The organism is Curtobacterium sp. PhB191 (assembly GCF_004346515.1).
Taxonomy (GTDB): Bacteria; Actinomycetota; Actinomycetes; order Actinomycetales; family Microbacteriaceae; genus Curtobacterium.
The window spans coordinates 540,757-561,145 of the sequence record NZ_SMBV01000001.1 but is presented as its reverse complement, the minus strand read 5'-3'; the positions used below and the strand labels follow the sequence as shown (position 1 = coordinate 561,145).

General features: G+C 67.9%; 16 protein-coding genes and 2 tRNA genes. 7 read left to right on the top strand and 11 right to left on the bottom strand.

Annotated features, from left to right (window positions below; translation table 11 throughout):
• The first annotated feature begins 3 nt into the window (after positions 1-3).
• The 5 genes from EDF48_RS02770 to pknB all read left to right on the top strand — a co-directional run bounded on the left by EDF48_RS02770 (position 4) and on the right by pknB (position 7,987).
• A complete protein-coding gene (locus tag EDF48_RS02770; RefSeq protein ID WP_111083696.1) occupies positions 4-1,362 on the top strand; it encodes a Stp1/IreP family PP2C-type Ser/Thr phosphatase in 1,359 nt (452 codons plus the stop codon).
• Entirely contained in the window at positions 1,359-2,801 is a 1,443-nt protein-coding gene (locus tag EDF48_RS02765; RefSeq protein ID WP_123339315.1) for an FtsW/RodA/SpoVE family cell cycle protein, read from the top strand. The genes EDF48_RS02770 and EDF48_RS02765 overlap by 4 nt, the downstream gene beginning before the upstream one ends.
• Positions 2,798-4,252: a penicillin-binding protein 2 gene (locus tag EDF48_RS02760; protein WP_111083694.1), complete on the top strand. Its 1,455-nt coding sequence runs from the start codon at positions 2,798-2,800 to the stop codon at positions 4,250-4,252. Before EDF48_RS02765 ends, EDF48_RS02760 begins: the two co-directional genes overlap by 4 nt.
• Positions 4,249-6,033, top strand: a complete 1,785-nt coding sequence (locus tag EDF48_RS02755) for a serine/threonine-protein kinase (protein ID WP_131877939.1) — start codon at positions 4,249-4,251, stop codon at positions 6,031-6,033. The genes EDF48_RS02760 and EDF48_RS02755 overlap by 4 nt, the downstream gene beginning before the upstream one ends.
• A 133-nt stretch (positions 6,034-6,166) precedes the next feature.
• A complete protein-coding gene (gene pknB, locus EDF48_RS02750; RefSeq protein WP_131845192.1) occupies positions 6,167-7,987 on the top strand; it encodes a Stk1 family PASTA domain-containing Ser/Thr kinase in 1,821 nt (606 codons plus the stop codon).
• Positions 7,988-8,199: 212 nt separating this feature from the next.
• Here pknB and EDF48_RS02745 read toward each other — a convergent pair whose 3' ends face one another.
• Positions 8,200-8,844 (bottom strand): gamma-glutamyl-gamma-aminobutyrate hydrolase family protein, encoded by a 645-nt coding sequence (locus tag EDF48_RS02745; protein ID WP_131877937.1) that lies wholly within the window; start codon positions 8,842-8,844, stop codon positions 8,200-8,202.
• Between the two features lie 81 nt (positions 8,845-8,925).
• On the opposite strand from EDF48_RS02745, the gene EDF48_RS02740 reads away from it, so the two are divergent.
• Positions 8,926-9,180, top strand: coding sequence for a cell division protein CrgA (locus EDF48_RS02740; protein ID WP_123292935.1), 255 nt, complete (start codon positions 8,926-8,928; stop codon positions 9,178-9,180).
• A 513-nt stretch (positions 9,181-9,693) separates the two neighbouring features.
• On the opposite strand, the gene EDF48_RS02735 is transcribed toward EDF48_RS02740, so the two are convergent.
• Positions 9,694-10,548, bottom strand: a complete 855-nt coding sequence (locus EDF48_RS02735; RefSeq protein ID WP_131877935.1) for a rhomboid family intramembrane serine protease — start codon at positions 10,546-10,548, stop codon at positions 9,694-9,696.
• A gap of 7 nt (positions 10,549-10,555) precedes the next feature.
• On the bottom strand, positions 10,556-11,095 hold the full coding sequence (locus tag EDF48_RS02730; protein ID WP_111083688.1) for a peptidylprolyl isomerase: 540 nt from the start codon (positions 11,093-11,095) through the stop codon (positions 10,556-10,558).
• Between the two features lie 116 nt (positions 11,096-11,211).
• Between EDF48_RS02730 and EDF48_RS02725 the strand changes: the two genes are divergently transcribed.
• Positions 11,212-11,787: a hypothetical protein gene (locus tag EDF48_RS02725; RefSeq protein WP_111083687.1), complete on the top strand. Its 576-nt coding sequence runs from the start codon at positions 11,212-11,214 to the stop codon at positions 11,785-11,787.
• 383 nt (positions 11,788-12,170) lie between these two features.
• Here the strand turns inward: EDF48_RS02725 and EDF48_RS02720 are convergent.
• From EDF48_RS02720 to gnd, 8 genes are all read right to left on the bottom strand, one after another.
• Positions 12,171-12,243, bottom strand: a tRNA-Ala gene (locus tag EDF48_RS02720).
• 55 nt (positions 12,244-12,298) lie between these two features.
• Positions 12,299-12,375: transfer RNA gene (locus EDF48_RS02715), tRNA-Ile, on the bottom strand.
• Positions 12,376-12,450: 75 nt separating this feature from the next.
• Positions 12,451-12,858, bottom strand: coding sequence for a DUF3566 domain-containing protein (locus EDF48_RS02710; protein WP_027466922.1), 408 nt, complete (start codon positions 12,856-12,858; stop codon positions 12,451-12,453).
• Positions 12,851-15,508 (bottom strand): DNA gyrase subunit A, encoded by a 2,658-nt coding sequence (gyrA, locus tag EDF48_RS02705; protein ID WP_243698016.1) that lies wholly within the window; start codon positions 15,506-15,508, stop codon positions 12,851-12,853. Before gyrA ends, EDF48_RS02710 begins: the two co-directional genes overlap by 8 nt.
• Positions 15,509-15,642: 134 nt before the next feature.
• Positions 15,643-17,646, bottom strand: a complete 2,004-nt coding sequence (gene gyrB / locus EDF48_RS02700; protein WP_123292937.1) for a DNA topoisomerase (ATP-hydrolyzing) subunit B — start codon at positions 17,644-17,646, stop codon at positions 15,643-15,645.
• A 133-nt stretch (positions 17,647-17,779) separates the two neighbouring features.
• A complete protein-coding gene (locus EDF48_RS02695) occupies positions 17,780-18,280 on the bottom strand; it encodes a DciA family protein (protein WP_111083686.1) in 501 nt (166 codons plus the stop codon).
• Positions 18,280-19,470 (bottom strand): DNA replication/repair protein RecF, encoded by a 1,191-nt coding sequence (recF, locus tag EDF48_RS02690; RefSeq protein WP_131877933.1) that lies wholly within the window; start codon positions 19,468-19,470, stop codon positions 18,280-18,282. The genes EDF48_RS02695 and recF overlap by 1 nt, the downstream gene beginning before the upstream one ends.
• A 31-nt stretch (positions 19,471-19,501) precedes the next feature.
• Positions 19,502-20,389 carry a phosphogluconate dehydrogenase (NAD(+)-dependent, decarboxylating) gene (gene gnd, locus EDF48_RS02685; protein WP_131877931.1) on the bottom strand — a complete coding sequence of 296 codons (888 nt, stop codon included), beginning with the start codon at positions 20,387-20,389 and terminating at the stop codon, positions 19,502-19,504.

Genomic DNA, 20,389 nt, shown 5'->3' with positions numbered 1-20,389 from the left:
GGCATGACCGCTCGCACGTTGAGCGCCGCTGTGTCCCACGTGGGCCGCATCCGCGCGAACAACCAGGACTCCGGCTACGCCGGGGCGCACCTGTTCGCGGTCGCGGACGGCATGGGTGGGCACGCCGGCGGCGACGTCGCCTCGGCGATCGCGATCCGGCGCATCAGGGAGGTGGACCGCGAGTTCCCCTCGGCCCACGACGCCGAGTTCGCGCTGCAGTCGGCCCTGATCGCGGCGAACCAGCTCATCACCGAGACGGTCTTCGAGCACCAGGAACTGACCGGCATGGGCACCACGGTGTCCGCGATGATCCGGGTCGGCGAGCAGATCGCGATCGCGCACATCGGTGACTCGCGCATCTACCGCCACCGCGACGGCGAGCTGCAGCAGATCACGTCGGACCACACCTTCGTGCAGCGCCTGGTCGACAGCGGCCGGATCACCCCGGAGGAAGCCGCGGTCCACCCCCGTCGCTCGGTGCTCATGCGGGTGCTCGGCGACGTCGATGCGGCACCCGAGGTCGACACCGCGATCATGGACATCCAGCCGGGCGACCGCTGGCTGCTGTGCTCCGACGGCCTGTCGTCGTACCTGGCCGAAGAGCGCATCCGGCACGCCCTGGCGTCGAACATGGACGCCAACCAGGTCACGCAGCGTCTGGTCAAGGAGACCCTCGACCACGGCGCCCCCGACAACGTCACCGTCGTCGTCATGGACGTCACCGCGGACGAGGTCGACGACGACGACGACGCGGCCACCACCGTCGGGTCCGCGGCCGCTCCCCTGACCTTCGAGGCGTCGACCGGTCGCAAGCCGATCCGCCTCCCCACGATCCTGCTGCACCCGCTCAAGGTCACCACCGCGCCAGAGGACTCGCACTTCGAGCCCGAGTCCGACCAGTTCTTCGCGGAGCTCATCGCCGAGGACCGCCGACGCCGCATCCGACGTCGGGTCTCGTGGACGGTCGCGCTCGTGGTGGCGGTCGCTGCCCTGGTCGGGGCCGTGTTCCTCGGCTGGCGGATCACCCAGGACCACTACTACGTCGGCACCGACCGCGGGACGGTCGCGATCTACAAGGGCGTCCAGCAGTCGATCGGACCACTGGCGCTGTCGGACGTCTACGAGGACACCGACATCACCGTGTCGATGCTGCCGGACTACACCCGCGAGAACGTCCGCTCGACGATCAACGCGCAGTCGCTCGACGACGCGCGGGACATCGTCGACCGACTGCGGAAGGCTGCCGAGACCGGGCAGGACCAAGCCGGTACCGGCGGTGACGGCGGATCCACCTCGTCACCCTCGCCGTCACCGACCCGGTCGTCGACGCCCTCCCCGTCCCCGACCCGGGGCTCGCGATGAGCAACGCCACCGCCCAGTCGTTCACGCAGGCGATCACGATCAAGCTCCGTGAACCCGCACGTGCTCGGAACCTCGAGCTCGTGCTGCTCGTCATCGCCTGCGGCATCTGCGCCGGCGCGATGGTGCTCGTGCAGCTCGGCACCAAGGGGCGACTGTTCGACACCTCGGTGCTGTGGGTCGGCGGGGGCATCCTCGGGCTCGGGCTCGTGATGCACGTCGTGCTGCGGGTCGTCGCCAAGAACGCCGACCCGTTCGTCCTGCCGATCGCACTCGTCCTGAACGGCATCGGCATCGCGGAGATCTACCGCATCGACGTCCACAACGGCCTGACCGGCTGGGACGCCATCGGTGTGAAGCAGATCGTCTGGACGATGCTCGCGATGGTCCTGGCGATCATCACGCTGCTGCTGGTCCGGAACCACCGGTTCCTGCAGCGCTACCGCTACATCTTCATGTTCCTGACGATCGCGCTGCTGCTGCTGCCGATCCTGCCCGGCATCGGTCAGAACATCGGTGGTGCACGGGTCTGGATCAAGATCGGACCGTTCTCGTTCCAGCCGGGCGAGCTCGCGAAGATCACCATGGCGCTGTTCTTCGCCGGGTACCTCGTCACCGCGCGCGACTCGCTGTCGATCGTCGGCAAGAAGTTCCTCGGCATGACGTTCCCGCGTGCCCGCGACCTCGGCCCGATCCTGGTGATGTGGGGCGCCGCGATGGCGGTCCTCGTCTTCCAGCGCGACCTCGGCACGGCGCTGCTGTACTTCGGCTTGTTCCTCGTGATGATCTACGTCGCGACCGCGCGGATCAGCTGGGTCGTCATCGGTCTGGCGCTGTTCGTCGGTGGTGCCCTCGTCGCGCAGAGCGCCCTCGAGTACGTGCACGGCCGCTTCGAGCAGTGGCTCGACCCGTTCAACCAAGAGGTCTTCAGCCGCGACACCCAGGCGAGCTACCAGCTGGTGCAGGGACTGTTCGGCTTCGCGAACGGCGGCATCACGGGCACCGGCCTCGGCCAGGGGCGCCCGTACATCACGCCCGTCGCCAACGCGGACTACATCATCGCCTCACTCGGCGAGGAGCTCGGCCTGATCGGTGTCTTCGCGATCCTGGCGCTCTTCATCGTGCTGGCCTCGCGCGGCATCCGCGTCGGGTTCATGGCGCAGGACGACTTCGGCAAGCTGCTCGGCGTCGGCTTCGGCTTCGTGATCGCCCTGCAGGTGTTCGTCGTCGTCGGTGGCATCACCCGCGTGATCCCGGTGACCGGCCTCACCACGCCGTTCATGGCCGCGGGTGGTTCCTCGCTCATCGCCAACTGGATCATCGCCGCGATGCTGCTGCGACTCACCGATTCCATCCCAGCCGAACAACGCGTCCAGCAGGGTGCGATCCCCGCCGCGAGCGGGCGGTCCGCGCGCGCGACCAGGAAGGAGCGTCGTCGATGAACCGACAGCTCCGCGGTGTCTCGACCGTCATCGTGCTCATGTTCGTCGCACTCTTCGTGTCGACGACCTCGATCCAGTTCTTCTCGGCGGACACGCTCCGCGCCGACTCCCGCAACTCACGCACCATCTTGGACAGTTACTCGACCAAGCGCGGTGCGATCCTCGTCGACGGCAGCCCGATCGCCGAGTCGACCCCCGTGGACGACCAGTACGAGTACCAGCGCAAGTACACGAACGGCGACCTGTACTCGGCGGTCACCGGGTACTTCACCATCGGCCAGGGCAACACCGGCATCGAGAGCGCGGAGAACACCGTGCTCTCCGGCAACTCCGACGCCTCGTTCTTCCAGAACCTCAACTCGATCCTCACCGGCCAGGACGTCCAGGGCGACAACGTCAACCTGACGATCGACCCCGCCGTGCAGCAGGCCGCGTACGACGCCCTCGGCACGAACAGCGGCGCCGTCGTGGCCATCCAGCCGAAGACCGGCAAGATCCTCGCGATGGTCTCGAAGCCGAGCTACGACCCGAACACCCTCACCTCGCACGACACCGCGAAGGTCAAGGAGCAGTACGACGCCCTGCTCGGCGCCTCGTCGTCCCCGCTGCAGAACCGCGCCATCGGCGGCGACCTCTACACGCCCGGATCCGTCTTCAAGCTCGTCGTGGCATCGGCGGCGCTCGAGGGCGGCAAGTACAACCTCGACTCGACGTTCCCGAACCCGTCGCGCCTGCAGCTCCCCGGTACGAGCTCGTACATCAACAACGCCGAGGGTGGCACGTGCGGCGGCGGCGACAAGGTCAAGCTCCGCACGGCCATCCAGTACTCGTGCAACATCCCGTTCGCCGAGCTCGGACAGAAGCTCGGGTACGACGCGATCAAGAGCATGGCCGACAAGTACGGCTTCGGTGACGCCATCGAGGTCCCGATGTCCGCGACCGCCAGCCAGTACCCCGAGGTCGACTCCACCGCGCAGCTCATGCTCAGCGCGTTCGGCCAGGCGAGCGTCCGGGTGTCCCCGCTGCAGATGGCCATGGTGTCGGCTGGTATCGCGAACGGTGGCAAGGTCATGCAGCCCTCGCTCGTCGACTCGATCACCACGAGCGACCTGAAGACGGTCGAGTCCTTCTCCCCGAGGCAGTACAGTGATCCGCTGTCCTCCTCCGAGTCCGCTGACCTCACCGAGGCCATGCAGAGCGTCGTGAACGCCGGGACCGGAACGAATGCCAAGATCGACGGTGTCGACGTCGCAGGGAAGACGGGCACGGCCGAGGGCGGAACAGGCGATCCCTACACCCTCTGGTTCACCGGGTTCGCGCCCGCGAAGGACCCGGAGGTCGCCGTGGCGGTCGTCGTCGGAGACGGCGGCGGGCTCGGCCAGTCGGGAGTCGGCAACACAGTCGCGGCCCCGGTCGCGAAGAAAGTCATGGAGGCGGTGCTGAACAAATGAGACCCACCAGCGGACTCACCTTCGGTGGGCGGTACCAGCTCTCGTCCCGGGTCGCCATCGGCGGCATGGGAGAGGTGTGGCAGGCCACCGACCTCGTCATCGGCCGAACCGTCGCACTCAAGATCCTCAAGGACGAGTACCTCGGCGACCCCGGGTTCCTCGAGCGCTTCCGCGCCGAGGCCCGCCACGCTGCGCTCGTCAACCACGAGGGCATCGCCAACGTCTTCGACTACGGCGAAGAGGACGGCAGCGCCTACCTCGTGATGGAGCTCGTCCCCGGCGAAGCGCTCTCGACCATGATCGAGCGCGAGCACACGCTGCCGGTCGACAAGGTCCTGGACATCGTCGCGCAGACCGCGAACGCCCTGCAGGCCGCGCACGCGGTCGGTCTCGTGCACCGCGACATCAAGCCCGGCAACCTGCTCATCACGCCGGACGGCCGCGTCAAGATCACCGACTTCGGCATCGCACGCATCGCCGACCAGGTCCCGCTCACCGCGACCGGCCAGGTCATGGGCACCGTGCAGTACCTCTCGCCCGAGCAGGCGAGCGGACACCCGGCGTCGCCGTCGACCGACATCTACTCGCTCGGCATCGTCGCGTACGAAGCCCTGGCGGGTCGTCGTCCCTTCACGGGCGAGTCGCAGGTCGCGATCGCGATGGCGCACATCAACGAGCAGCCGCCGGCGTTGCCCGGGGACATCCCCGAGCCCGTCGCCGCCCTCGTGATCTCGTGCATCGCGAAGAAGCCCGCCGATCGTCCCGCCACCGCCGCCAACCTGGCGCGCGCCGCACAGGCGCTCCGCCGTGGTGACGTCGCAGCGGCCACCGTCGCCGTCCCCGCCATCGCACAGGGCGGCACCGTCGCGTTCAACCCGCCGCAGGGTCAGGGCAGCGACGCTGCCACCGCGCTGCTCGGCACCCAGTCCGGTGCAGCCGCCGGCGGTGCCGGTGGACCCGTCGGACCGCGCTCCCCGGCGACGGACGAGCCCGAGGAACCGAAGAAGAAGCGCGCCTGGATCTGGTGGGTCGTCGGCATCGTCGTGGTGCTCGCCATCGCGGGTGGCTTCGGTGTGTACGCCCTGAACAACCCGGCTGACCCCGACCCGAGCCCGTCGAAGTCCGCCTCGAAGACCTCGCGTCCGTCGCAGACCCCGTCGGAGACCCCGTCCCAGACGCCGGTCGACACCCGAATCACGGTCAACGCCTCGGATTACAACGGCCAGGACGCCCAGGACGTCGCCAATCAGCTTCGAGCTCAAGGCTTTACCGTCAACGTCACGGACGGTGACAACGCGCCTTCCGAGGATCTCGTCGGGACCGTTCAATCCCTCACACCCGAGGGAAGTCTCGAGCCTGGGACGACAATCTCAATCAAGGCGTACAAGGCCATCCCGACGCCAGATGCACCCGCTGCTGCGACGCCCGGAGCGGTGTCCGAGTCAGGGCGTGTGACCTTTACCTGGCCCACGTACGAGAAGTGCCCCACTGGGTACACCAGTAAGACGACGTACGCGTACACGGTGACGAACGGGACGGTGGTCTCGAACGGCAGCAGCGAAGGGTCGACGACCGGAACGGCTGTGACGATCGCCGCCGCCACACCCGGCGCGCCGACCACGTTCACGTACACGGTTGCGTGCTCGTCCGTCGGCGGTGGGTCAGCGGTGTCGAACTCCTCGGAGGCTGCGCAGGTCACCTGGACCGAGCCCACCGAGGAGCCCACGACCGACCCGAACGACGGCATCGACCCGACCGACGCCCCGATGGACGGCAACTGAACGACCCCCGGACGGGGACTGTCGACACCGTTCGGTAACGGTTCGGTCGACCCCTCCCTGACCAGCGTCTCACCAGGTGGTGCTGCCGTACACTAGCCCGGACGGACAGACGGAGGAGTACGTGCCAGAAGGTGTGACCGCGGGGATCACCCTCCTCGCCAACCGTTACGAGATCGGTGATGTCATCGGCCGAGGCGGCATGGCAACCGTGCACCTCGGCAACGACACCCGTCTCGGTCGCAAGGTCGCGGTGAAGCTCCTGAAGCCGAGCCTGGCCAACGACCCGGCGTTCCGCACCCGGTTCCGGCAGGAAGCCCAGGCCGCCGCACGTATGGCGCACCCCACGGTCGTCCGCGTGTACGACGCCGGCGAAGAGACCGTGACCGAGACCTCGGGCGCCGAGGTGCAGGTCCCCTTCATCGTGATGGAGTACGTCGAGGGCCGCCCGCTCTCCGACATCATCGCCGAGGGCGCCGTCGCTCCGGCCGAGGCCGTCCGCATCACCGAGGGCATCCTCACCGCGCTCGAGTACTCCCACCGCGCCGGCGTCGTGCACCGCGACATCAAGCCCGCCAACGTCATGGTCACGCACAGCGGCCAGGTCAAGGTCATGGACTTCGGCATCGCCCGAGCCATCACCGACACCTCCGCCACGGTCGCGCAGACCACGTCGATCCTCGGCACTGCGTCGTACTTCTCGCCGGAGCAGGCCCGTGGCGAGACCGTCGACGCCCGTACGGACATCTACTCCACCGGTGTCGTGCTGTTCGAGCTGCTCACCGGCCGCGCGCCCTTCCTCGGTGACACCCCGGTGGCGGTGGCCTACCAGCACGTCAGCGAGCAGCCCGTCGCCCCGTCGTCGATCACACCAGAGGTGTCCCCGGCACTCGATGCCGTGACCCTGCACGCCCTGGTCAAGGACCGCACGCGCCGCTTCCAGAACGCCGCCGAGTTCCGCTCGGACCTGCAGCAGGCCGCTGCGGGCCGAGTCCCGGCATCCACCAAGAAGATCCAGCAGAACGCGGCGAACGACGCCTCGACGGTGCTGTTCGGGGTCGACCCGCGCACCACGTCGAACCCCGCCGCGGCGTTCCGCGAGCTCGACGACGACACCGCTGAGCACCGCCCGCAGCGCACGCAGAACCGTCCGCCGGTGGCGTGGATCTGGGTCGGCATCCTGCTGACGGTCGCGGTCATCGTCGGGGTCGTGTTCTTCGTCGCGAACCTGCAGCCGGGCAAGCCACCGGTGTCGTCGTCCGTGAGCGTGCCGAACGTCACCGGGTCGACCTTCAGTGCCGCGTCCACCGCCCTCGAGAAGAAGGACCTGACGGCCGTCAAGGTCGAGGAGAACTCCGACTCGGTCGACAAGGGCACGGTCATCCGCACCGACCCGGGCTCCGGCATCAACGTGGGCCGGAAGTCCAGCGTGAACGTGGTCGTCTCCCTCGGCCCCGAGCGGGTCCCGGTCCCCGAGCTGAACGGGCAGTCCCAGGCAGCGGCACAGCAGGCACTGGACGATGCCGGCTTCCGCGTCGGCGCGATCAGTTCCGACTACTCGTCCGACGTGCCAGAGGGCACCGTGATGAGTTCCGACCCCGAGTCCGGTTCGCTCCACACCAAGGGCATCGTGATCAACCTCACGGTGTCCAACGGCAAGGTGCAGCTGCCGAACGTCACGAACCAGCAGTTCTCCGAGGCGAAGGCGTCGCTCGAGCAGCTCGGTCTCACCGTGACGCCGTCGCCGTCGTACTCGTGCACGGGTGGCCTCGTGACGCAGCAGGACACCCCGCAGGGCGATGTCGCCCAGGGCAGTGCCGTCGCCCTGACCTACTGCGCCGCGTCGAGCCAGCCGACCCACGCCCCGTCGTCCGACAACGGGAACGACAAGGGCGACAACGGGGACACCGGTGGAGACAATGGGGACACCGGCGGCGACAACGGCGACGGTCGCTGACCGTCCCGATCAGGAACGACGCCACCGCGGCCGTCGCGCCGACCACACGCACACGCGTGTGGCCTGACGGACCGGTGACGGGCCTCCCGTCGGCACGCTGACGGCCAGGAGGCCCGGCGCACCCCCGCCACGCGTCCGCGGGCCCGCCAGGTCGTCGCGTCCACTGCTCCAAGCACGTCGACACGCGACGCCGTCGAGTGCGCTCTGACGAGTCAGCCGCGGTGCGTCGCGATGAGCGGGCCGAGCCCGTCGGCGCGCTCGGCAGCCCCGGAGAGACCGGTGGTCTCGAGCCAGTTGCCGACCATGCGGTAGCCACCCTCGGTCAGGACCGACTCGGGGTGGAACTGCACCCCGTACAGCGGGTGGGCGCGGTGCTGGACTCCCATGATGACGCCGCCGCCGGTCCGGGCCGTGACGGTGAGCTCGTCGGGCACCGTGCCGTCGACGATTGCGAGGGAGTGGTATCGCGTCGCCGTGAACGGGTGCGGAACGCCCGCGAAGAGCGTGCTGTCGTCGTGGTCGACCTGCGAGGTCTTGCCGTGCATGAGTTCGTCGGCGTGCGTGACCGTGGCGCCGAGGGCTTCTGCGATCGCCTGGTGGCCGAGGCAGACCCCGAGCAGGGGGGTGCCGGACGCGATCGCCGCGTGCACCGTGGGGATCGAGACGCCGGCGTCGGCCGGGGTGCCTGGGCCGGGCGACAGCAGGATGCCGTCGTAGTCGGCGATGCGGTCCGCGATCTCCGACTCGGGGAAGGCGTCGTTGCGCACCACGTCCGTCTCGGCTCCGAGCTGCTGGACGTACCCGTTCAGCGTGTAGACGAAGCTGTCGTAGTTGTCGACGACGAGGATCCTGGTCATGGCGGTTCACCGTACTCGTGGGGGATGTGTGCAGCGGTCTGCGGGCCGATCCACACACGTGGTCACGGTAGGATACCGGCCATGGCCAGTGACAAGGACCGCACCAAGCCCGCCCGGAGGACCCGAGCCGACTCGGTCGACACCGCGGGGGACGCCCCGAACCCGGTGTGGTTCAAGCCGGTCATGTTCGGCTTCATGCTCATCGGCCTCGTCTGGGTGATCGTCTTCTACATCTCGAACGCGACCCTGCCGGTGCCGAGCCTCGGCTCGTGGAACATCCTGGTCGGCTTCGGCATCATGTTCATCGGCTTCCTCATGACCACCCGCTGGCGCTGATCCGCAGCCTCGAGACACTCCGACGCCCGTCGCACCACTTGGTGCGGCGGGCGTTGTCGTTCTCCACAGGACTTGCTGCCGCTGATCCCCGGATCATCGAGGATCCGGGCGGTTCTCCACACTTCTACACACTCTCCACATCGTCATCCACACCCCGACCCCGGAGTTATCCACAGCTGAGTCCACAATGGGGATAATCACACGCGTGTAACTCACCGGTTTCTCCACACCTGTGGATAACTCTGCGGACGCCTTGTGGACGGCGGACTGGAGACCCGTGGCGGCCTGGCACCGTGCCTCCCGTCCGCCGTCCAGTCGCGGGAGCGACGAATGCGCGGCTGGCTGCGCCGTTCCGCCTGCGAAAGCGTCAGATGTCGCCGAAAGGTCGGCGACAGACTGTCGCTTCCGCGGGAGAGTGACCGCACGACGGGCTGGGCGCACGGATGTCTCGGAACGACGAACGCCCCGCCGCTGATGCGACGGGGCGTTCGGTGGACGTGTGTCCGGGTCGGGTCAGCCGATGGTGACCGCGTACCCGACTGCGGTGAGGACGATGCCCACCAAGGCGGTGGCGACGAGCAGGCCGATCTGCAGGGGCCGCTGCCGGATGTTCCGGGTCTTGGCGAACACGAAACCCACCAGGAAGCCGCCGATGATGCCACCGACGTGCGCCTGCCACGAGATGTTCGTCCCCGGGAGGAACCCGACGACCAGGTTGAGGCCCATGATCACGAGGAGCTGCACTGCGTTCTGCCCGAGGCTCCGCTGCAGCACGAAGAACGCCGCGAAGAGCCCGAAGATCGCACCGGACGCCCCGACCACCCAGGTACCGGGAGCGAGGAACGTGACGAGCATCGAACCGAAGACCCCCGTGATGAAGTACAGCGCCACGAATCGCCAGGCACCGAGCATGTTCTCGAGCATCCGGCCGAAGATCCACAACGCCCACATGTTGAACACGATGTGGAGGATGCCCGAGTGGACGAAGAGCACGGTCACGACCCGCCACGGCTCCGTGGGCAGCAAGAACGAGTTGTAGGCGAGCAGGCCGGTGAAGAACCGACCACTCACCTGGTCCAGCAGCCAGATGGCGACCGTGATCGCCACGATGACGACCGTCGCCTTCTGGTCGAGCATCGCGAAGCGCCGTCGCGCGACCGTCAGCCCGCTGGGGGCTCCGGACGCGCGACGGTTCGCTGCGAACTGTGCGCGCTGTTCACGCACGCACTCCGGGCAGTGCACCCCGACTGCCGCCGGCGTCTGGCACTCCGGGCAGATCGTCCGCCCACAGCGCTGGCAGAGCACGAAGCTCTGCCGGTCCGGATGCCGGTAGCAGGTGTTGTTCGGGTTGTACGCCTGGTCGGTCACGTGTGGATCAGACGCCTTCGACGTCGATGCTCTGGATGACCACGTCCTCGACGGGCTTGTCACGGCCGTCGGTGGGGACACCCTCGATGGCGTCGACCACGGCACGCGACTCGTCGTCGGCGACCTCACCGAAGATGGTGTGCTTGCCCTGCAGCCACGGCGTCGCCACCGTGGTGATGAAGAACTGCGAGCCGTTGGTGCCACGCCCGCCCTGGATGCCGGCGTTGGCCATGGCGAAGATGTAGGGGTTCTGGAACGTGAGCTCGGGGGAGATCTCGTCGTCGAAGCGGTAGCCCGGACCGCCGATGCCCTGGCCGAGCGGGTCGCCGCCCTGGATCATGAAGTCCTTGATGATGCGGTGGAAGACGACGCCGTCGTAGAGCTTGTCGGTGGAGACCTTGCCCGTACCCGGGTGGGTCCACTCCTGCTTGCCCGTGGCGAGGTCGACGAAGTTCTTGACGGTCTTCGGTGCGTGGTTGCCGAACAGGTTGACGCGGATGTCGCCCTTGTTGGTGTGGATCGTTGCGACAGCGGTGTGCAGAGACATGTTCCGATTCTCGCATGTACCGGCTGCGTACGGACCGGACCCACAGGTGAGGCTCCGTGACCTGTCAGGGACTCTGGTGGCAGGATGGGGTCACGCCGATCCGATGGAGGTACCAGATGACGACGATCGAGATCCCGCGCAAGCGTCGGAAGCAGATCAAGAAGCTCAAGGGCCAGACCGCCTCGCTCCTCGGAGAGCAGCGCAAGGTCCTCGAGCACGCGAACGCGATCCTGGCGGAAGCCCGGTCGAACGCAGCCGACGCAGCCCGCAAGGACATCGCCCCTCGTGTGCAGAACGCGATCGACAACGGGATCCGTCCCGCGGTCGCGACCGGGGTCCACGCTGCGACGTCCGCAGCACAGAACGCTTCGCACAAGTTCCAGTCCGAGGTCATCCCCGGACTGGTGTCGACCGCTGGCTCCGTGCTGAGCGTCACCGACCTCGCGAAGGACCCCCGGGTCAAGAAGATCGTGAAGAACGCCCAGAAGAAGGGCAAGAAGGCCAAGAAGGCTGCTGTGAAGTACGTTCCGTCACAGCAGAAGAAGGGCATCGGCTTCGGTGGTGTCGCACTCATCATCGTCGGCGTCGTCGCCGTTGCTGGTGCCGCGTACGCCGCGTACCAGACGCTCCGCGCCGACGACGACCTGTGGGTTGCCGACGACGCTGACACGGCGGAGAAGCCTGCCGCCTGACCTCCACGGTTCGTACGAAGGGCCCCGGCACGCCGCCGGGGCCCTTCGTCGTTCCCGGCCTCGGGTCTGCGACGAGGCACCAACTGGCTGGCCGGCCGGCCGGCCGACGCCGAGGTTCCGCGACATGCCGCACGCCAGCCGCCGAGGTTCCACGGCCGTCCCCTGGAGCGCTCGAGATGCCGTGATTTCGGAACCTCGGCGCCGCGAGACCTCGGGGCACCAACACCCGCCCAAGCCCAGCACGCACGACGACGACGACGAACGCACGATGTCGCACAGAGACGGCTATCGCGGAGCGGCCCGTGCCGAAGGCACGAGACCAGCACGGCGGAACGATCCGGCGGAGGAAGGAACGACCGCAGCAGGGTCATCCCGGAGTGGAGTGGAGCCTGGGAGAATCGAACTCCCGACATCCTGCTTGCAAAGCAGGCGCTCTACCAACTGAGCTAAGGCCCCGGGTGCCACCGAGGTGATCGGCGGCGGGATGGAATTGTCGTGTGTTCCGAAGAACTGGTGGGGCTACAAGGACTTGAACCTTGGACCTCTTCGTTATCAGCGAAGCGCTCTAACCGCCTGAGCTATAGCCCCTCAGACCGGATGAAAGCCTACCCCACGGATCTCGCAGAACGAAATCGAGCGGTCGGCTCACCCGGCCCGGGTGTGTCAGTTGTTCGTGAAGCCGACGAGCAAGCCGCCGGTGATGCGGACACTGAGGTTGTAGAGGACGCTCACGATGGCGCCGAGCACGGTGCCGACGACCACGTTGAGGATGCCCACGACGATGGAGAACCCGAGCACCTGGCCCAGTGAGAACTGGTCCATGATCGAGTAACTGTTCTGACCGGTGACGTCCTTCAACAAGGCGTCCACCTGCGTGAACACGCCCGTCTGGTTGAGGATGACCCACACCAGCGCCGTGGCGACCACGATCACGATGCTGCCGGCCAGGGCGATGAGGAAGCTGAGCTTCACCATCGACCAGAAGTCGACGTAGACCAACCGCAGCCGCACTTGGCGGGTGCCGACGGGTCGCTTCGCCTTCTTCTGGAGCTTCTCGGCGACACTACTCATTGCTTGACTGGTCCTCTCCGGCCTCGTCCGCGACGGGCTCGGTGTCGATGGGATCAGTGGAGTCCGGGGCCGCTTCGGAAGGGCTGACCGTCTCCACCGGGCCCGCTGGCTCGATCTCGGCGTCGTCCTGGTCGACCAGGTTCCGCTCGGTGTTCTGGGCCACTGCGATGATCTTGTCGTTCGCCGCGAACCTGGCGAAGACGACACCCATGGTGTCGCGACCCTTGGCAGGGACCTCGGCCACGGCAGACCTTACCACCTTGCCCGATTGCAGCACGACGAGCACTTCGTCGTCCTCACCGACGATGAGAGCACCCACAAGGTCGCCTCGGTCGGTCGCCAACTTCGCCACCTTGATGCCGAGACCACCGCGTCCCTGGATGCGGTACTGGTCGACGGCGGTGCGCTTGGCGTACCCGCCCTCGGTCATCACCCAGACGAAACCGTCGTCCGCCACCACGCGTGCGGCCAGGAGCGAGTCGCCGTCGCGGAAGGACATGCCCTTCACGCCGGAGGTCGACCGACCCATCGGCCGCAGGGTGTCGTTCGTCGCGGTGAAGCGGAGCGACATGCCCTGTCGTGAGACGAGCAGCAGGTCGTCGTGCTCGTCGACGAGCAGCGCCTGGCGGAGCTTGTCCCCGTCGCGCAGGTTGATCGCGATGATGCCACCGGTGCGGTTGGTGTCGTACTCGGTGAGCGCGGTCTTCTTCACCAGCCCGTGCTCGGTCGCGAGGACGAGGTACTGCGCGACCTCGTAGTCACGGATGTCGAGCACCTGCTGGATCTGCTCGTCCGGCTGCATCGCGAGCAGGTTCGCCACGTGCTGGCCCTTGGCGTCGCGGCCGGCTTCCTGCAGCTCGTACGCCTTGGCGCGGTAGACCCGGCCCTGGTCGGTGAGGAACAGCAGCCAGTGGTGCGTCGTCGTGACGAAGAAGTGCTCGACGATGTCGTCCGCGCGGAGCTGGGCGCCACGGACACCACGGCCACCGCGGTGCTGCGAGCGGTACTGGTCGCTGCGCGTGCGCTTGACGTACCCACCGCGGGTGATGGTGACGACCATCTCCTCTTCGGGGATGAGGTCTTCCATCGACATGTCGCCGTCGTAGCCGAGCATGATCTCGGTGCGCCGGTCGTCGCCGAAGCGGTCGACGATCTCCTCGAGCTCGTCGCGGATGATCGTGCGCTGCCGGGTCTCCGACGCCAGGATGTCCTGGAAGTCGGCGATCTTGCGCTCGAGTTCTTCGGCCTCGTCGTGGATCTTCTGGCGCTCGAGGGCGGCCAGTCGACGGAGCTGGAGCTCGAGGATCGCGCGCGCCTGGATCTCGTCGACGGACAGCAGGTCCATCAGGCCGGAGCGGGCCTCTTCGACGTCGGGCGACCGACGGATGAGCGCGATGACCTCGTCGAGGGCGTCGAGCGCTGCGAGGTAGCCGCGCAGGATGTGCGCGCGCTTCTCGGCCTCGCGCAGGCGGAACTGGGTGCGGCGGACGATGACGTCGACCTGGTGCGCGACCCACGCCGAGATGAACCCGTCGAGCGGCAGGGTCCGCGGGACACTGTCGACGATCGCGAGCATGTTCGCGCCGAAGTTCTCCTGCAGCTGCGTGTGCTTGTACAGGTTGTTCAGCACGACCTTGGCCACGGCGTCGCGCTTGAGCACGATCACCAGGCGCTGGCCGGTGCGACCCGAGGTCTCGTCGCGGATGTCCGCGACGCCGGCGAGCTTGCCGTCCTTGACCAGGTCGGCGATCTTGATCGCGAGGTTGTCCGGGTTGACCTGGTACGGCAGCTCGGTGACGACGAGGCAGGTGCGACCCTGGATCTCCTCGACGTTGACGACGGCGCGCATCGTGATCGAACCACGACCGGTGAGGTAGGCGTCCTGGATGCCCTTGGTGCCCAGGATCTGCGCACCGGTCGGGAAGTCCGGCCCCTTGATGCGCTGCATGAGCGCGGCGAGGAGCTCTTCGCGCGTCGCCTCGGGGTTGTCGAGGGCCCACTTCGCGCCCTCGGCCACCTCGCGCAGGTTGTGCGGCGGGATGTTCGTCGCCATGCCGACCGCGATGCCGACCGAGCCGTTGACGAGCAGGTTCGGGAACCGTGCCGGCAGGATCGCGGGTTCCTGGGTCCGACCGTCGTAGTTGTCCTGGAAGTCGACGGTGTCCTCGTCGATGTCCCGGACCATCTCCATGGCGAGCGGCGCCATCTTGGTCTCGGTGTACCGCGGGGCTGCTGCGCCGTCGTTGCCCGGCGAGCCGAAGTTGCCCTGACCGAGTGCGAGCGGGTAGCGCAGCGACCACGGCTGCACCAGACGGACCAGCGCGTCGTAGATCGCCGAGTCGCCGTGCGGGTGGAACTGCCCCATGACGTCGCCGACGACGCGGGAGCACTTCGAGAACGCGCGGTCCGGACGGTAGCCGCCGTCGAACATCGCGTAGATCACGCGGCGGTGCACCGGCTTCAGGCCGTCACGGACCTCGGGCAGCGCACGGCCGACGATGACCGACATCGCGTAGTCGAGGTAGGAACGCTGCATCTCGAGCTGCAGGTCGACCTGCGAGATGCGGTCACCGGAGACGACGATGTCCCCGCTGTCGCCGTGGACGATCTCGGGCTGCTCGTCGGGGGCGTTCTCGTTGTCGTCAGCCATTGGCTTGCGTTACCTTTCTGACGGCCGGGAGGCCGTGGTGACGTTCGTCGCGGTGGACGCGACCACAAGTGGTCCGGACCAGAGCACGCGGCTGGCACCGCGCCTCCAGGCCAGGGTCGAGATGTCGAGTCTGTTCAGATGTCCAAGAAGCGGACGTCCTTGGCGTTCTGCTGGATGAACTGGCGACGTGCGTCGACGTCTTCACCCATCAGCGTCGAGAAGGTGCTGTCCACCGCGGCGGCGTCCTCGAGCGTGACCTGCAGGAGCGTGCGGGTGTCCGGGTTCATCGTGGTGTCCCAGAGCTCCTTGTAGTCCATCTCGCCGAGGCCCTTGTAGCGCTGGATGCCGTTGTCCTTTGGGATCCGCTTGCCGGCGGCGATGCCCGACTGCATCAGGGCGTCGCGCTCCCGGTCGCTGAACACGTACTCGTGCGCCGCGTTCGACCACTTGAGGCGGTACAGCGGCGGCTGCGCGAGGTACACGTAACCGCGCTCGATGAGCGGCCGCATGTAGCGGAACAGCAGGGTCAGCAGCAGCGTGGTGATGTGCTGGCCGTCGACGTCGGCATCGGCCATCAGCACGATCTTGTGGTACCGGGCCTTGTCCGGGTCGAAGTCCTCACCGATGCCGGCGCCGAACGCCGTGATCATCGACTGGATCTCCTGGTTGGCGAGCGCGCGGTCGAGCCGCGCCTTCTCGACGTTCAGGATCTTGCCGCGCAGGGGCAGGATCGCCTGGGTCATCGGGTTGCGGCCCTGCACCGCGGAACCGCCGGCGGAGTCGCCCTCGACCATGAAGATCTCCGACAGGGTCGGGTCCTTCGACTGGCAGTCCTTCAGTTTGCCGGGCATGCCACCCGACTCGAGCAGCCCCTTGCGACGCGTGGTCTCGCGGGCCTTGCGGGCCGCGAGCCGCGCCTGCGACGCCTGGATCGCCTTGCGGACGACGTCGCGGGCCTGGGTCGGGTTGCTCTCGAACCAGTGCGTGAGCTCGGCGCCGACGACGCGCTGCACGAAGCCCTTCGCCTCGGTGTTGCCGAGCTTCGTCTTCGTCTGGCCCTCGAACTGCGGTTCGCCGAGCTTCACGGAGATGACGGCCGTCAACCCTTCACGGATGTCGTCACCCGTCAGGTTGTCGTCCTTCTCCTTGATGATCTTCGTCTCGCGCGCGTACTTGTTCACCAGGTACGTCAGCGCCGCGCGGAAGCCCTCTTCGTGGGTGCCGCCCTCGTGCGTGTTGATCGTGTTCGCGAAGGTGTGGACGCTCTCCTGGTACGAGGTGTTCCACTGCATCGCGACCTCGAGCGCGATCTTGCGCTCGGTGTCCTCGGACTCGAAGCCGATGACGTCCGGGTGGACGAGGTCGGCCTTCTTCTGCGCGTTGATGTACTCGACGTAGTCGGCGAGACCGCGCTCGTACATGAAGGAGTCGTTCCGCGCCTCTTCCCCTTCTTCCGGGGTGCGCTCGTCGCGCAGGTTGATCCGCAGGCCCTTGTTGAGGAAGGCCATCTGCTGGAACCGGGTGCGCAGGGTCTCGTAGTCGAAGACGACGGTCTCGAAGATCTCGGCGTTCGGCCAGAAGGTGATCGTGGTGCCGTGCTCGTCGGACGGTTCGTCCTTGGTCAGCGGTGCGACCGGGACGCCGTCGGTGTAGCTCTGGCGCCAGACGTGGCCCTGCTGTCGGACCTCGACGTCGAGCTCGGAGCTCAGCGCGTTCACGACGGAGGAACCGACACCGTGCAGACCACCGGACACCGCGTACGCGCCGCCGCCGAACTTGCCGCCGGCGTGCAGGACGGTCAGGACGACCTGGACGGTCGAGACGCCTTCGGCCGCGTGGATGCCGACCGGGATGCCACGGCCGTTGTCGACCACGCGGACACCGCCGTCTTCACGGATGGTGACGTCGATGGTGTCGCAGTACCCGGCGAGGGCTTCGTCGACGGAGTTGTCGACGATCTCCTGGACCAGGTGGTGCAGACCGCGGGGCCCCGTCGAACCGATGTACATACCGGGACGCTTGCGGACCGCCTCGAGCCCCTCGAGCACCTGAATCTGGTCTGCTCCGTAGGACGGTTCGCTCTGCGGGGTCTCCGCGTCGAGCGGGTTCTGCGGGTCGTCTTCAGATTCTGATGCCATGTCGAGCGTGCTCCTGCCTGCGCGCGGAACGCCCGCGCACTGCACCTCCCAGTCTACCGCAGAGGCCCCTCTTTCGAGGGCTCATCCGGCCCACAGGCGGGCTTTTTTGGCACCACAGGATGATTTCGTCGGCTCAACCGTAGGTGTCGCGAGGACCGCGCCCCTGGACCGTCCTGGGGCCGCGTTTCCAGGTGGGGACGTCCGGCCCCGAAACCCGGATCGACTCGACCCCGGCTTCCGGGTGCCGCTCGGCGATGGTCGTCGTGACGCTGGCCCGCATGAGACGGAGCTGCGTCGCCCAGGCCGTCGAGTCACACCGGATGACCAGCGCACCGTCGTCGATGGTGACCGGCGTGGAGTGCTTCGCGAGTTCCTCACCGACGACGCTCGGCCAGTCCACGAACAGCTCCGAGCGGGCCAGGGGTTCGGTCCAGCCGAGCTCGTTGGCCAGGGATCCGACCACGTCACCGAGCCCACGGGGTTCGCGGCCACGGCCGTACGGGACGGTGTCGGCGTCGAACTCGCGGGAGCGACGGCGGCGGGCGTCGACCCCGCGCTTCGAGGGGTCACCGAAGACGGCACGGAGGTGCCGGTACAGCCGCGACGGCTCGGTCGGCTTCCACGGGCGGGGCATCAGGCGTCGGCTTCCGGCGGGGTCGCGTCGGTCACGATCGTGCCCGCCTCGATCCGCACCGTGTGCGCGGCCAGCTGCGAGGGGACGTCGCCGAACACCGCGGCCGTGATGAGGACCTGCTCGTAGTCGGCCACGGCGTTCCCGAGGCGTTCGCGCCGGGATTCGTCGAGTTCGGCGAACACGTCGTCGAGGATGATGATCGGGTCACCGAGGTTCGACTCCGCCCGCAGGATCGACGCGCTCGCCAGCTGGATCGCGAGCGCGAACGACCAGGACTCCCCGTGACTGGCGTACCCGCGGGCAGGTAACCCGTTGAGCTGGAACAGGACGTCGTCCCGGTGCGGCCCGACCAGGGTCAACCCGCGGTCGAGTTCGTCACGACGACGCCGCTCGAGGGCAGCCGCGAACGCCTCGGCTGCGGCGGTCACGCTCACCGGCTCGTCGGGGGTGCCGAGGACCGGGTCCGTCGCGGCGGCGGCCTCCGGGTCTCCGCCACGGATCGAGAGCACACCGGCGATCGAGGCATCGTGGTCCTCGCCCGCGACGGTGGCGTACGCCTCGGCGACGAACGGTGCGAGCCGGCGGGTCAGGTGGTCGCGCGCGGCGACGATCTCGGCACCGAGTCCGACGAGGCGGTCGTCCCAGACGTCGAGCGTCGACAGCGCGTTGGCCTTGGCGCCGGTGGCACGGGCCGACTTGAGCAGGGTGTTCCGCTGGCGGAGCGTGCGGTCGTAGTCGGCCAGGACCCCCTGCATCCGCGGCGCGATCTGGCCGAGCAGTTCGTCGAGCATGCGTCGGCGACCGGCCGGTTCGCCACGGACCAGGGCGAGGTCCTCGGGAGCGAAGAGGACGGAGGTGCAGTAGCGCGGGAGTTCACGGGGCTTGATCGCCGACCGGTTCACCTGCGCACGGTTCGCCCCCGTGCGGTTGATCTGCACCTCGGCGAGGATGCTGCGGTCCTCGTGCGCCAGGCGGGCCCGGACGATCGCGGCGTCGCAACCCTGGCGGACGAGCGCTGCATCCGTCGGGACCCGGTGAGAACCGAGCGTCGACAGGTACCCGATCGCCTCGACCAGGTTGGTCTTGCCCTGCCCGTTCCGCCCGACGAACAGGTTCGGCCCGCGTGCGAGGTCGACGTCCGCCTCCCGGTAGTTCCGGAAGTCGGTGAGTTGGAGATGGTCGACGTGCACGCGGGCCGAGTCCGGGTTTCCCCGGGTGGTCCTAGGACTTCTTGACGGCGTGACCGCCGAACTGGTTGCGGAGCGCCGCGACGGCCTTCATCGTCGGGGACGCGCTGCCCTGACGCGAGACGAAGCGCGCGAAGATCGACGCCGACAGCGCCGGCATCGGAACGGCGAGCTCGATGCCCTCTTCCAGCGTCCAGCGGCCCTCGCCCGAGTCCTCGACGTAGCCCTCGAGCTCGTCGAGCTTCGGGTCTTCGTTCAGGGCCAGGACCATGAGGTCGAGCAGCCAGGAACGGACGACCGTCCCGCGCTGCCACCCGGCGAACACGGCGGGGACGTCGGTGATCAGGTCCTTGGCCTCGAGGAGCTCGTAGCCCTCGCCGTAGGCCTGCATGATCGCGTACTCGATGCCGTTGTGGACCATCTTGGCGTAGTGCCCCGCGCCGATCGGACCGGCGTGCGAGAAGCCCTCTTCGCGCGGCCCCTCGGGGCGCAGTGCGTCGAAGACCGGCATGGCGAACTCGACGTCCTTGACGTCACCGCCGACCATGAGGCCGTAGCCGTTGTCCTTGCCCCACACGCCGCCGGAGACACCGGCATCCATGTAGCGGATGCCGCGCGCGCGGAGCTGCTCGGCGTGCGTGGTGTCGTCGAGCCACTTCGAGTTGCCACCGTCGATGACGAGGTCGCCCTCGTTCAGGACACCGGCGAGCTCGGTGATGACGTCGTCGGTGATCTTGCCGTGCGGCACCATCACCCAGACGAGTCGCTGACCCTCGGGCAGGGCGCCCGCCAGGTCTGCGAGGCTCGCGACGTCGGAGACGGCGGGGTTCGCGTCGTAACCGGTGACCTCGATCCCTGCGTTGCGGAGACGGGCACGCATGTTGTTGCCCATGCGACCAAGGCCGACAAGACCGATGTGCAT

Coding starts and splice junctions, on each gene's coding strand:
- EDF48_RS02770 (WP_111083696.1), top strand. CDS start 4: ATGACCGCTCGCACGTTGAGCGCCGCTGTGTCCCACGTGGGCCGCATC.
- EDF48_RS02765 (WP_123339315.1), top strand. CDS start 1,359: ATGAGCAACGCCACCGCCCAGTCGTTCACGCAGGCGATCACGATCAAG.
- EDF48_RS02760 (WP_111083694.1), top strand. CDS start 2,798: ATGAACCGACAGCTCCGCGGTGTCTCGACCGTCATCGTGCTCATGTTC.
- EDF48_RS02755 (WP_131877939.1), top strand. CDS start 4,249: ATGAGACCCACCAGCGGACTCACCTTCGGTGGGCGGTACCAGCTCTCG.
- EDF48_RS02745 (WP_131877937.1), bottom strand. CDS start 8,844: ATGACCAGGATCCTCGTCGTCGACAACTACGACAGCTTCGTCTACACG.
- EDF48_RS02740 (WP_123292935.1), top strand. CDS start 8,926: ATGGCCAGTGACAAGGACCGCACCAAGCCCGCCCGGAGGACCCGAGCC.
- EDF48_RS02730 (WP_111083688.1), bottom strand. CDS start 11,095: ATGTCTCTGCACACCGCTGTCGCAACGATCCACACCAACAAGGGCGAC.
- EDF48_RS02725 (WP_111083687.1), top strand. CDS start 11,212: ATGACGACGATCGAGATCCCGCGCAAGCGTCGGAAGCAGATCAAGAAG.
- EDF48_RS02710 (WP_027466922.1), bottom strand. CDS start 12,858: ATGAGTAGTGTCGCCGAGAAGCTCCAGAAGAAGGCGAAGCGACCCGTC.
- gyrA (WP_243698016.1), bottom strand. CDS start 15,508: ATGGCTGACGACAACGAGAACGCCCCCGACGAGCAGCCCGAGATCGTC.
- gyrB (WP_123292937.1), bottom strand. CDS start 17,646: ATGGCATCAGAATCTGAAGACGACCCGCAGAACCCGCTCGACGCGGAG.
- EDF48_RS02695 (WP_111083686.1), bottom strand. CDS start 18,280: ATGCCCCGCCCGTGGAAGCCGACCGAGCCGTCGCGGCTGTACCGGCAC.
- gnd (WP_131877931.1), bottom strand. CDS start 20,389: ATGCACATCGGTCTTGTCGGCCTTGGTCGCATGGGCAACAACATGCGT.